The 12,077-nt window shown below is 73.5% G+C and carries 12 protein-coding genes and 2 pseudogenes; 5 read left to right on the top strand and 9 right to left on the bottom strand.

What is annotated here, in order from left to right; genetic code table 11:
• Positions 1-8: 8 nt before the first annotated feature.
• Positions 9-752 (bottom strand): annotated as a pseudogene (locus FHS34_RS43720) (D-alanyl-D-alanine carboxypeptidase family protein); the annotation flags it as partial.
• A 239-nt stretch (positions 753-991) separates the two neighbouring features.
• Complete coding sequence (gene rho, locus FHS34_RS05755; protein ID WP_184961815.1) at positions 992-2,140, bottom strand: transcription termination factor Rho; 1,149 nt, start codon at positions 2,138-2,140, stop codon at positions 992-994.
• Between the two features lie 398 nt (positions 2,141-2,538).
• On the opposite strand from rho, the gene FHS34_RS05750 reads away from it, so the two are divergent.
• On the top strand, positions 2,539-3,795 hold the full coding sequence (locus FHS34_RS05750; RefSeq protein ID WP_184961813.1) for a cytochrome P450 family protein: 1,257 nt from the start codon (positions 2,539-2,541) through the stop codon (positions 3,793-3,795).
• A 106-nt stretch (positions 3,796-3,901) separates the two neighbouring features.
• Positions 3,902-4,834 carry a hypothetical protein gene (locus tag FHS34_RS42250; protein ID WP_225817536.1) on the top strand — a complete coding sequence of 311 codons (933 nt, stop codon included), beginning with the start codon at positions 3,902-3,904 and terminating at the stop codon, positions 4,832-4,834.
• A 31-nt stretch (positions 4,835-4,865) separates the two neighbouring features.
• Here FHS34_RS42250 and FHS34_RS05740 read toward each other — a convergent pair whose 3' ends face one another.
• Entirely contained in the window at positions 4,866-5,264 is a 399-nt protein-coding gene (locus FHS34_RS05740) for a nuclear transport factor 2 family protein (protein ID WP_184961811.1), read from the bottom strand.
• A 72-nt stretch (positions 5,265-5,336) separates the two neighbouring features.
• Between FHS34_RS05740 and FHS34_RS05735 the strand changes: the two genes are divergently transcribed.
• From FHS34_RS05735 to FHS34_RS05725, 3 genes are all read left to right on the top strand, one after another.
• Positions 5,337-5,939 carry a PadR family transcriptional regulator gene (locus tag FHS34_RS05735; RefSeq protein WP_184961809.1) on the top strand — a complete coding sequence of 201 codons (603 nt, stop codon included), beginning with the start codon at positions 5,337-5,339 and terminating at the stop codon, positions 5,937-5,939.
• A 132-nt stretch (positions 5,940-6,071) separates the two neighbouring features.
• Positions 6,072-6,530, top strand: a complete 459-nt coding sequence (locus FHS34_RS05730) for a hypothetical protein (RefSeq protein WP_225817535.1) — start codon at positions 6,072-6,074, stop codon at positions 6,528-6,530.
• Between the two features lie 108 nt (positions 6,531-6,638).
• A complete protein-coding gene (locus FHS34_RS05725; protein WP_184961807.1) occupies positions 6,639-7,403 on the top strand; it encodes a class I SAM-dependent methyltransferase in 765 nt (254 codons plus the stop codon).
• Here the strand turns inward: FHS34_RS05725 and FHS34_RS05720 are convergent.
• The 6 genes and pseudogenes from FHS34_RS05720 to FHS34_RS05695 form a co-directional block, all read right to left on the bottom strand.
• The gene (locus FHS34_RS05720) at positions 7,381-8,136 is read right to left on the bottom strand and encodes a GntR family transcriptional regulator (RefSeq protein ID WP_184961805.1); all 756 of its coding nucleotides are present in this window, start codon (positions 8,134-8,136) and stop codon (positions 7,381-7,383) included. The genes FHS34_RS05725 and FHS34_RS05720 overlap by 23 nt on opposite strands.
• A gap of 155 nt (positions 8,137-8,291) precedes the next feature.
• Positions 8,292-8,444 (bottom strand): annotated as a pseudogene (locus FHS34_RS05715) (EstA family serine hydrolase); the annotation flags it as partial.
• A 35-nt stretch (positions 8,445-8,479) separates the two neighbouring features.
• Complete coding sequence (locus tag FHS34_RS05710; RefSeq protein WP_184961803.1) at positions 8,480-9,448, bottom strand: acetylxylan esterase; 969 nt, start codon at positions 9,446-9,448, stop codon at positions 8,480-8,482.
• Between the two features lie 204 nt (positions 9,449-9,652).
• Positions 9,653-10,237 carry an Rv1733c family protein gene (locus FHS34_RS05705; RefSeq protein WP_184962837.1) on the bottom strand — a complete coding sequence of 195 codons (585 nt, stop codon included), beginning with the start codon at positions 10,235-10,237 and terminating at the stop codon, positions 9,653-9,655.
• Positions 10,238-10,679: 442 nt separating this feature from the next.
• Positions 10,680-11,435: a ferredoxin reductase gene (locus tag FHS34_RS05700; RefSeq protein ID WP_184961801.1), complete on the bottom strand. Its 756-nt coding sequence runs from the start codon at positions 11,433-11,435 to the stop codon at positions 10,680-10,682.
• Complete coding sequence (locus tag FHS34_RS05695; RefSeq protein ID WP_184961799.1) at positions 11,428-12,033, bottom strand: sulfite oxidase-like oxidoreductase; 606 nt, start codon at positions 12,031-12,033, stop codon at positions 11,428-11,430. The genes FHS34_RS05700 and FHS34_RS05695 overlap by 8 nt, the downstream gene beginning before the upstream one ends.
• Between the last annotated feature and the right edge of the window lie 44 nt (positions 12,034-12,077).

The raw sequence follows: 12,077 nt of genomic DNA, 5'->3' as shown, positions 1-12,077 counted from the left end.
TTCAGCACGCTCACCACGAGGGTGTGCCCGCCCCGCTGCGCGGCGGCCACCAGGGTGTTGCCCGCGTTGCTGGTGTAGCCGTTCTTGATCCCGATGAGGCCGGGGTACGGTGTCACGCCGTCCTCGCCGGTCAGCAGCCGGTTGGTGTTCTCGATGGGGAACGACGAGCCGTCACCGGGGAAGCGGGCCTGGGCGGTGGAGCAGTAGCGGGCGAAGTCGGGGTTGCGCAGCCCCGCCCGGCCGAACACGGCCAGGTCGAAGGCGGAGGACACCTGGCCGGGGGCGTCGTAGCCGTCCGGGGAGACCACATGGGTGTCCAGGGCGCCGAGCGTGCGGGCCTTGTCCTGCATGCGGGCGGCCGTGACCTCCCAGCCGCCGCCGAGCCGGGCGAGCACGTGCACGGCGTCGTTGCCGGAGCTGAGGAAGACCCCGCGCCACAGGTCGGCCACCTGGTAGGTGTGCCCTTCCTCGACGCCGACCAGGCTGCTGCCCTCGCCCACGTCCGCCAGCTCCTCGTACCGCACGGTGTGCTGCAGCCCGCTGGGCAGCACGGGCAGCACGGTGAGCGCGAACAGGGTCTTCAGGGTGCTCGCGGGCGGCAGTTCGCGGTGTGCGTCGGCGGCGGCCAGCACCTCGCCGGTGTCCGTGTCGGCCACGAGCCAGGAGAGCGCCGAGACCTCGGGGACCTCGGGCGTGCCCTGGTGCGGCCGGACCTGTGTGCCGGACCGGTAGAGCAGGGACGGCCCGGGCATTGCCGCCCGGGGGCGGGGCGGAGCGGGCTCCCCGGCCCGGGGTCCGGTGGCGGCAGCGGCCGGCGTGAGCACCAGCAGGCCCGCCACACAGAGGGAGCAGGCCGACACTGCCGCGCGATAAGAGAATCCGGTGACCATATGATCAACGTACAAATTGGTGCAGTATGCACCACGCCGCCCGGGCCGTTCGGGTTGCCGGGCAACCCGTATGCCGCACCCGGCCCCTCTAGGAGGGGGCGTCAGCCGGCCGGCAGGGTGGGCCGGATCCGCCGCAGAAACGCGGCGTTGTCGGGGCTGTCGCGCAACCGTTCGAGCAGGGTCTCCAGGGCGGTCGGGCCGGTCTCCCGGGAGCGCAGGGCGCGGCGCAGACCGTGCACGGCCGCCAACTCGGCCGGGGTGAGGAGCAGTTCCTCGCGCCGGGTGCCGGTGGTGTCGAGGTCCACGGCGGGGAAGACGCGGCGGGCGGCGAGTTCCCGGTCCAGGCGGAGTTCCATGTTGCCCGTGCTCTTCAGCTCCTCGAAGAAGTAGCCGTCGGCACGGGAGCCGGTGTCCACCAGGGCGGTGGCGAGGATGGTGAGCGAGCCGCCCTCCTCGGCCTGGCGCGCGGCGCCGAAGAACCGCTTGGGTCCGAGCAGCGCGCCCGCGTCGACACCGCCGCTGAGGGTGCGGCCGCCGGAGGCCGAGGCGTTGTTGTGGGCCCGGCACAGCCGGGTCAGCGAGTCCAGCAGCATGACGACGTCCTCACCGGCCTCCACCAGGCGCTTGGCCCGCTCCACGACCAGTTCTGCCAGGGCGATGTGCTCCTTGGGCGACCGGTCGAAGGTGGAGGCGTACACCTCGCCGCGCACCGAGCGGCGCATCTCGGTGACCTCCTCGGGCCGCTCGTCCAGCAGGACGACCAGCAGCCGGCACTCGGGGTGGTTGCCGGCCACGGCGGCGGCGAACCGCTGGAGCAACACGGTCTTGCCGCTCTTCGGCGGGGCCACGATGAGACCGCGCTGGCCCTTGCCGACCGGCGCGAGCAGATCGGTGACCCGTCCGGCGAGTCCGGCGGCGGGGTGTTCGAGGCGGAGCCGGCGGTGCGGGTGGAGCGGGGTGAGATCGCGGAAGTGCCGCCGGGAGCGCAGCTCGCCGGCGGCGCGTCCGCCCACGCGTGCGACCTCGGTCAGGGCACGCGGTCCGCCCCGGACGCCCTCCACCAGGTCGCCCTTGCGCAGTCCGTGGCGTCGGATCAGTGCCGGCGGGACCTGGGGATCGGCGGGGGAGGGCAGCAGGTTCGCGGCCCTCAGGTGCCCCTTCCCGTGCGTGTCGACGTCCAGGACGCCGCTGACGAGCGGAGCGGCCGGGGCCTGCCGGACCTCGGGAGGGTGTTCGAGAGTGGTGGTCATGGGAGGGGTCCTTTCGCGGACGGACGAGAGAAGAGGGAGGGAGAGGCCGCGAGCGGGAGGCACACCGGTGACTGCCTCCGGGCGGCGGGAACGGCGCCTCGGGTACGGCGGGGAAAGTCCGCCATGAGGTGGTGCCGGGAAGCTGACGCGCCGGGAGCCGGAACATCCGGGAGAACGGCGAGCGAATCAGCGGAAGGAAGGAAACTGGCACCGGCGCCCACGATGGGCGTACACAAGTGCTGACGGCACGATACCACTCGACGGTCCGCCGTGTCCGTCACTTCCCGAACAAGGCGCCGGACCAGGCTGTTCCCGGCGGCCCCGACGAGCGCCTCTCCATGCTGCCCCGGCCGGGCCTACCATCGATCGTCTTGTCAGGGGAATGTCAGGAGAAACCGGTGGAGACCTCACCCGCCCGCCTCCCGTACCGCCTGGACCCCGCCGGGGGCTGCCCGCACGCAGTCAACGCGCGGCTGCTGGCCCAGGGCGCCGTCGCCCCGGTCGAGCTGCCCGGCGGCATCGGGGGCATGGCCGTACTCGGGCACGAGGCGCTGAAGGAGTTCCTGCAGCACCCGGAAGTCGCCAAGAACGCCCGCCACTTCACCGCCCTGCGCGAGGGGAGGATCGCCGAGGGCTGGCCGTTGCTGACGTTCGCCACCGTCCCGGGCATGACCACCGCCGACGGTGACGACCACCGGCGGCTGCGCTCCCTGGCCGCCCGCGCGTTCACGCCCCGCCGGGTGGCCGACCTGAAGCCACGTGTCGAGGAACTGACCGAGTCGCTGCTCGACGGCCTGGCACGCGCCGCCGCCGCGGACGGCGGTGTCGCCGATCTGCGCCGGCACTTCGCGCTGCCCCTGCCGATGGGCGTGATCTGCGAACTCCTCGGGGTGGACGTCGAGTTCCGGGACCGGCTGCATCACCTCGGCAGCCAGGTCGTGGCCACCGACACCGCACCCGCCGACGCCGTCGCCGCCAACCGCGAACTCGTCGCCGTCCTGGGTGAGATCGCCGCGGCCAAGGCCGCCCGGCCCGGTGACGACCTCACCAGCGCGCTCATCGCCGTCGGGGACGAGGACGGCGACCGGCTCAGCCGGCCGGAGCTGATCGGCACCCTGCTGCTGATGATCATCGCCGGGCACGAGACCACCCTCAACCTGATCACCAACGCCGTGCGCGCCCTGTGCGCCCACCCCCGGCAACTCGCCCTGGTGCGCGCGGGCGAGGCGAGCTGGGCGGACGCGGTGGAGGAGACGCTGCGCTGGGACGCGCCGGTCAGCTACTTCCCGTTCCGCTACCCCGTGCGGGACCTGACGGTCGCCGGCACGGCGATTCCCGCCGGCACGCCCGTGCTCGCCGGCTACTCCGCGGCCGGCCGCGATCCGGCGGCGCACGGCCCGGACGCCGACCGCTTCGACGTCACCCGTGCCGGCCGGCCCGGAGCCGTACGCCATCTGTCCCTCGGCCATGGCGCGCACTTCTGCCTGGGCGCGCCGCTGGCCCGGCTGGAGGCCACGGTCGCCCTGGAGCGGCTGTTCACCCGCTTCCCCGGGCTCCGGCCGGCCGTGCCCGAGGCGGAACTGGCGCCACACGCCGGATTCGTGGGCAACAGCGTCCGGAGTCTGCCGGTGCGGCTCGTGCCGCACGGTTCCTGAACCCGGCGAGCCGGCATATCGTCAGGGATATGTAACAGAAGTCCGCAGACCATAACGATCCCGGACGACGGGGGACTTGACCGCCAAGGTGTACTATCTTCACGGCATGTCCACGCCACCGCAGTCCCCGCCGCCGGCCGACCAGCCTGCTCAGCAGCCCCAGCAGTCCGCGCACCCGGCCGTCCCGCCGCAGCCCACGGCCTATCCGTACCCGAACCCGCAGTCACCTCCGGCGGGAGCGTTCTACGCGCAGCCCACACTGGTCGGTCAGCCGCCGGTACAGCCGGCACCCGCGCAGGGACAGCCGGGGATGCCACCGCAGGGACAGCCGGGGATGGCGCAGCCGGGGAATCCCTATGCGCAGACGTACCCGTACGGGCCCGTGCCGCCCGCCCCTCCGGCGGGTGGCGGCGGAGGGGCGGGCCGGGCGGTGCTGTGGGCCGCCGTCGGCGCGGTCGTGGCCTCCGCCGCCTGGGCGGGCGGTGTCCTCCTGCTCGGCGGGAAGGGTGACAGCGCGGACCTGCGCGGCTACTCGGCGCCCTCCGACATGTGCGCCGGTGCCGACTACTCGTCCTTCAAGGAGGAGTACTCCGAGACCGGCTCCTCGCCGACGCACACCACGCTCAAGGACAAGGCGCTGGACGAGAGTTACTGCAGCGTGGGGCTGAAGAAGTCCGGCTCGACGTACTCGGACGCCTATCTGACCCTGCAGCTGGACCTGCACAGGAAGACCGACCCGGGGCCCGAGTTCACCGCCACCTGGAAGAACTACGGCGACAGCCACACCGGTTACGACGTCGACCCGGTCGAGGGCATCGGTGACGAGGCCTACCTGGTCACCCAGGACACCACGAACGGCTCCTCCAGCGGCTCCCGGTACGCCACGCTCGCCGTCCGCGACGGCTGGGTGACGTACATGATGAGCTACAGCTCCTACCTGTCCTCGTACGACGAGGACAAGGACCCGCCCGCGCTCACCGACGTGACCGGCTGGCTGAAGGCCGACACCAAGAGCACGCTGGAGCGCCTGAAGAAGTGACCCCGGTGGTGCGGGGGCACGGCGCGGCCGCTCAGGCCGGTCGTGCCGCCGCCTCCTCGGCGATCTGCTCGAACCGGGCGCCCATGGCCTCGGCGAGGGCGTGCGCGCCCGACAGCGGACGGACCATGACCATGAAGTCGTCGATCAGGCCGTCCTCGTTCACGTGCAGGAAGTCGCAGCCGGTCAGCTCCCGGTCGCCCACCCGGGCGCGGAAGACCAGCGCGTGATCCGTGCCGTCCGGGTCGCCGATCTCCCGGACGTACCGGAAGTCCTCGAAGACCTGGACGACCGCGCGCAGGATCGCCGCGGTGATCGCCTTGCCGTGGTACGGCTTGAAGACGACCGGGCTGGTGAAGACGACGTCCTCGGCCAGCAGTGCCTCGACGGCCGCCGGGTCGCCGGCTTCGACGGCCTCACGGAACGCGCGCATCGGACCACCTCACATAGTCAATTAATTGATTAGGTGCGGATGAGATTATTCAACGACTGCTAGCCTGTCCATATGTCGCTCAAGTACGCCGTTCTGGCCGCCCTGCTGGAGGGCGAGGCCTCGGGCTACGAGCTGTCGAAGACGTTCGACGTCTCGCTCGCGAACTTCTGGCCCGCCACCCCGCAGCAGCTGTACCGGGAACTGGAGCGCCTCGCACAGGACGGGCTGGTCCAGGCCCGTACGGTGCAGCAGGAGCGCCGGCCGAACAAGCGGATGTTCACGCTCACCGAGGCCGGCCGGGCCGAGCTGGACGCGTTCGCCGCCGAGCCGCCCAAGCGGCCCACCGCCATCCGTGACGAACTCCTCATCAAGGTCCAGGCCATGGACGGGGGCGATTCCGGGGTCACCAGGGAGCTGATCGAGGAGCGCATGGGCTGGGCGCGCGGCAAGCTCGACCGCTACCGGCGGGTGCGCGAGAGTCTGCTCGACGGGCGCGCGGAGGACGAGTTCCTGCGCGTCTCCGACCGCGTCGGGCCGTACCTCACCCTCATGGCCGGCATCGCCTTCGAGGAGGAGAACCTGCGCTGGTGCGAGCGCGTCCTGACGGTCCTGGAGCGGCGCGGCGATGTCGCCTCCCCCCGGCCTTCCCGCGACCTGCCCGCGGCGGAGCGGTGACGGAACCCGCACATCGGCCGGAGGGCCGGTCCGTCACGGCGGGTTGACGCGTCAGCCCCGTCGATCGCTCGTCGGGGTGGTCATGCCGCGTGACACGGGCCGTCACCGCGGGCGCTGCGGCACAGTGGGCGGGTGTCTCGCCGACTTCTTCCCCTGCTGGTGGCGGCGCTGGTGAGCGTCGCCGGCTGCACCACCGTCGCCTCCCGTCCCACGCCCGACGCCACCCCGCCGCCGGATCCGGCGGCGAGACCGTCGGTCCTGCGGGTCCCGTCGGATGAGCCCTCCGCACGGGCGGCGCTCGTCCGTACCGGCCACGGGCGTCCGGCAGGCTCGGCGGCCGGGCCCGCGCGGAGCCCCGAGCCGGTCCGCGGACGGGTGCCCGTGGCGCCTCCCCGGGCCGTGGCGCCCGCCGCCCCGCCGGTGCGCCGTCACCACCCGGAACGGCGGCCGCCCGTACACCGCCGTCCGTCCCCCCGCACCCGCCCGGCCTCCCGGCCGCCCACGTCCGTGCACATGCGCGACCTGTGCCGCCAGGCGGACGGCGTGGCCGCACCCGAGATCGCGCGGCTCTGCCACGACACGTTCGGCTGACGACGGCCGCACCGGCGGCTCGCCGCGCTCCCACGGCCCCGCCGGCCGGGCGGGCCCCTTCAGCCGAGCGGGCCGCGCAGGCCGGCGCGGCCGTCATAGGGTGAGGGCATGTTCGGTCCAGCAGGCCCCACCCTCCGCGAACTCACCGTGCAGGCGCTGTCGTCCGTCGAGCGCGGTTACGACCTGCTCGCGCCGAAGTTCGACCACACCCCCTTCCGGACCCCCGACGACGTGCTGGACGCCGTGGCGAAGGCGCTGGCGCCGCTCGGCCCGTTCGCGGACGGACTCGACCTGTGCTGCGGCACCGGGGCCGGGACGCGGCCGCTGGCCGGACTGTGCCACCGCAGCGTCACCGGGGTCGACTTCAGCGCCGGCATGCTCGACGTCGCCCGGCGCCGCGTACCGCCCGCGGGGGAGTCGCGGGTCGCCTGGGTGCGCGGAGACGCCCGGGCCCTGCCGTTCACGGCCGCCTTCGATCTCGTCGTCTCCTTCGGGGCGTTCGGCCACTTCCTGCCCCGGGAGCTGCCGGGTCTGTGTGCCCAGGTCCACTCGGTGCTGCGGCCCGGAGGCCGCTTCGCCTTCCCCGTGTTCGCCCCGCCCGGCCCCGCACACCCCGCCTTCTGGCTGCTGCTCGGCTTCGACGCGGCGATGCGGGTGCGCAACGCGCTGTGGCGGCCCCCGTTCGTCATGTACTACCGGGCCCTGCGACTCGGGGCCATGATCGCGGAGTTGGAGCGGGCGGGATTCGCGGTCGAACTGCGCGTGCTGCCCGAGTTCGGCCGGCGGGCCGACGGCAGCCCGCACGGCAGGCTGGTGGTGGCGCGCAGAGCCGGCCCGCCGGCCGCGGCGGTCAGCCCGCGGCGGGCAGGGTGAATTCGTAGACCAGTGTGTCCCGTTCGGCGTCCACCACCAGATCGGTGATCTCCAGCGGGCGGGCGTACTGGTCGTGCACGCGCCGGGTCACCCGCACCGAGGAGGCGTCGCCGACCTGGGTGATGGCGTCCCGGTGGTGCAAGGCCAGCCCGGCCTTGCGCATCCAGTCGTAGGCCCGCCGCAGCTGTGCGGGCGTGGCCCCGTCGGCCCGGCCCCGGTAGCGGGCCAGCTCCGCCACCTCGGCGAGCGCCACCGGCGAGAACGACGTCAGCGCCGTCCGCAGCGACCGGCCGTCCGGGGTCGCCGAAAGGTAGTGGTGCACCAGCGTCGGCCGGTGCGGGGCCAGGCCCAGCGCCTGCGCGTGCTCCGGCGGGGGTGGCTCCCAGGTCACCGTGGACCGGTCGACCGCGCACGGGTCCGCCGACCGGGCGCCCACCGGGAAGGTGAGCGACTCCGGCGCCTCGACCGGCCGGCCGGGCAGGGTGGCATGGCTGCCCCGTCGGTCGGTGGCGACCAGTCCGCCGCGGCGCAGCACCTCCAGTGCCTGCCGGACGGTCTCCCGGCTGACGCCGAAGTGCGCGGCCAGGTGCCGTTCGCCCGGCAGCCGTTCACCCGGCGGGACGGTGCCGTCGCGCAGTTCGTCGAGCAGCAGTGCCGCGATCCGTCCGTACAGGGGCCGGTCGTCGTCGGGCGGGGAGTCGAGCGGGGGATCGAGCGGGGTGGTGCGGGCCATGCCGCGCCCTCCTGTCGGTGACAAGACGTAGTCGTACGGGCTCGTTGCGCGACCACAATTAGCATTGGTCTAAACCACAAGGGAAGGGTGGTATGCCGGTTCGACCGAAATACACACCCGCGCGCACGGCGGTCACCGGGCGCCGCGCCACGCGCTCACAGGGCGCTGTACAGGGCGTCGACCAGTGCTGATTTGCGCGGATCACCGGCGATGCGCGGCCCCATCCGGTTCATGACGTAGCCCAGTGACACGCCTGTCTCCGGGTCGGCGAGCCCACAGGAGCCGCCGAACCCGTCATGGCCGAAACCGGGACGCCGCGTCGCCGGTGTACTGCCGACGGGCCTCAGACGTACGAGCGCAGCCAGCGGAGCTTCAGCGCCTCCTGGAAGGGGCCGCCGCCCTCGTGATCGTTGAAGTCGTACACCTCGATCGCCTTGTGCTCGTGCGCCCACGCGTTGAACGCCGCGAACACCGTCGACGGCGGGCACGTCTCGTCCTCCAGGGCCGCCGAGAACAGGGCCGGCGCCCGGCCCCGGGCCGCGAAGTGCACCCCGTCGAAGTAGGACAGCGTGCGCCGCACCTCCTCCGAGCGCCCGCGGTGCGTCTTGAGGAACAGCGCGATCTCCCGGTACGGGGGTCGGTCGGTCAGCGTCATCGCGCGCGGGAAGTCGCAAAGGAACGGCACGTCCGGAGCGATCGCGACCAGGTCGGGCACCAGGGCACCGGTCGCGATCGAGATGCCGCCGCCCTGGCTCCCGCCGATCGCCACCGTCCGCGTGGCGTCGGTCAGCGGGTGCGAGCGGGCCGCCTCGACCGCACGCACGGCGTCCGTGAACACCCGTCGGTAGTAGTAGTTCTCGGGCGCGTCGAGACCCCGCGTCATGTACCCGGGGTACGCCGGCGCCGCGCCCACCGGGTCCGCCGTGTCGCCACCGGCACCCCAGCCGCTGCCCTGTCCGCGCGTGTCCATCAGGAAGTGGGCCCGGCCCGTCGCGGACCACAACAGGTTCTCGTGCGGCAGACCGCGCCCGCCGCCGTAGCCGAGGAACTCCACCACCAGCGGCAGCGGCTCCGTGGTCCCGGCGGGCAGCCGCAGCCAGCCCTTGACGGGATGGCCGCCGAACCCGGCGAACGTCACGTCGTACACCTCGACCGCGCTCAGTCCGGTCTCCACCGGCTCGAAACGCGCGTCCAGTTCGTGCTCGCGGGCCTCCTGGAGCGTCTTGTCCCAGAAGGCGTCGAAGTCCTCCGGCTCGGTGGACTCGCTGCGGTACGCGCGGAGTTCGTCGAGGGGCAGATCGAACCGGGCCATCAGCAACCGCCTTTGCGAAGGAAGTGCGTGTCGCCCCACGGTACGAGGGTGATCGGATGACTCGCCAGGGTCACGGCGGGGGCGAACCCGTTTCCGGTCGTTCGCTCCGAACCGCCCATGTACCGGTCCGGTGGTGAGGGGGTGCCTGCTCCGGGAGGGCGTCCGCCATCCCGTCGTCCCTCCGGTGATCGGGTCACCCGTGCGTCACGTCCGCGGCTGTGTCCACCGGGGTCCCGTCCGTGCCCACTCCCGCTCCCACTCGGCCAGGCGGTGGCGCAGGGCGATCCGGCGCTCCAGCACGCGGCCGAGGAGTACCACGGTGGCCGCACCGCCCGCCGCGCACAGCCCCACGGTGACCGCGTGCTGCCACACGGCCGCGTCGTCCGGCGGCGGCGCCACACTGCGCCCGCGGGAGTCGAACCACACCGGGACCGGCTCCCCGGCACGGGCCCCCGCCGGTACCCGGGCCCACGCCGTCCGCACCCCCTTGCCCGGCTCGGTCCACCGGACCTGGGCGCGGTACGGATGCCGGCGGTCCTCCTCCAGCGGGGACCGCCGCTCGGGCGGGTCGCCGACCACCACGGCGCGCACCTGGTGGCGCTGGGCCCGCTGCTCCGCGGCGAGCGCCCGGGCCCGGTCATGGGCGTGCAGGCCCGCGGCCACCCCGACCAGCGGCGCGACGACGAACAGGAGGACGGTGACCACGAGCACCGTCCACGCTTCCACGACGTCCGACCGGCGCCGTAGCGGATTGCGCCGCCAGCGCCAGCCCTGCACCCGGGTACGCATGTCCACCTCCTCGCCACCGCCGGAGCCGGAGAGACGGGAACGCAGGATCGCCGGTCCGCCGCCCCCGCCGCTCACGCGCACGAGCGTCCACACCCGTCTCGTACCCCGTACGGAGCACCTCGCGCATGCCGCGAACCGCTAGTTCCGGCCCATATGGCGCACAGCACACGCCATGCGCCCCACCATCGCGCGCCGGGCTCCGTCCCGCGACCCGGAGGCTCGCCCGAGCCGCTCGACCGGGAGGTGACCGCTGGACCGGAGTGGCGGATCGGGAGGTGATCACCGGGCCGGACCGCTCGATCGGAAGGTGATCGCCCGGCGGGACGGCGCGACCGGTACGCGAGCGCTCGGCCGGGCCGCTCGATCCGGCGGTGACCGCCAGGCCGGGCCGCTCGACCGGGAAGCGAACGCTCAGCGGAGCGCCCGGTTCCGCTGCGAGCGCTCAGCCGAACCGCTCGATCCGGATCCGCTCCACCGGCTGGCCCGCCGCGACCAGCAGCCGGGAGGCGTGCTCGGCGAACCCGTTGGATCCGCACACATAGGCTTCCCACCCACCGGCGGGCTGCTCGGCCAGGAGCGGCGCTATATATGCGGCCGTCATACGTCCCACCGCCACCCCGGGCGGAGCGCTGCGGGTGAACACGGGCGTCGTCTCCGCGCCCAGCTCGGCCGCGTAGATCAGCTCTTCGGGGCTGCGTGCCGACACCAGCATCCGCAGCGGGAGGCCGAGGCCGCGCGCCCGGTGGTGCCGCACCATCGACATCAGCGGCACGACGCCGGAGCCGGCCCCCAGCAGCAGCGCCGGCCGGTCGCCCGGCCAGGCGAAGAAGCCGCTCAGCGGGCCGCGCACCTCGATCGTGTCACCGGGCCGGGCCACGGTGTGGAACCAGCCGGAGACCTCGCCGCCCGGCACCCGGTCCAGGGTCAGCTCGATGTGCCCGGAGTCGTCCGGCGCCGACGCGATCGAATAGTGGCGCTGCGCCACATAACCGTCGGCGGCGGTCAGTCGCAGCATCAGGTGCTGGCCCGGCAGGTGTCCCGCCCAGGCCGGCACCGCCAGCCGGAACGTGGCCGCGTGCGGCGTCTCGCGGCGAATCTCCGTCAGCGTGGCGGTCTGCCACACCGTCGCCGCCTCGCCGCTCACCGCGATCCGCCCGGGCACCGCGAACCGCGTCACGGGAGTCGTCGTCTCAGTCACCGGAGTACCGCTGCTCCTGCCAGGGGTTGCCCCGCGCGTGGTAGCCGTTGCCCTCCCAGAAGCCCGGCTCGTCGTGGTCCAGGAGCGTGATGCCCGCGATCCACTTGGCGCTCTTCCAGAAGTAGAGATGAGGCACGAGGAGCCGCGCCGGGCCGCCGTGCTCGGGCGGCAGCGGTGCGCCGTCGTACTCCCAGGCGATCCAGGCCCGCCCGCCGGTGAGGTCGGCGAGCGGCAGGTTGGTGGTGTACCCGGTGTGGGAGTAGGCGAGGGCATGGGTGGCGGACCCATGTGGCCGCACCACGGCGAGGAAGGCGTCCAACGAGACGCCGCCGAACCGCACGCCGAACTTCGACCAGCCGGTCACACAGTGGATGTCGCCCTCGTACGCCGAGGCGGGCAGCCCGTGGGCGGCGTCCCAGTCCCAGGTGTGCGGGCGCTCGACCAGGCCGTCGATCCGGAAGGACCAGTCGGTGGCCGCGAGGTCCGGGGTGACCTCGGCGGACAGGACGGGCCAGTCCTCGCGCGCGTCGTACTGCCCGGGCGGCAGTCCCGGGTCGTGGACGCGCGGGCGGCCCGAGAAGCCTCGCGTGACGTTCATGCTTCAACCGTACGCTGCCGAACCGGGTGCTCCGTCCCTGGTCG

This window comes from Streptomyces echinatus, assembly GCF_014203595.1.
Taxonomy (GTDB): domain Bacteria; phylum Actinomycetota; class Actinomycetes; order Streptomycetales; family Streptomycetaceae; genus Streptomyces; species Streptomyces echinatus.
The sequence above is the reverse complement of the archived record's forward strand: the minus strand, read 5'-3'. Positions and strand labels throughout refer to the sequence as shown.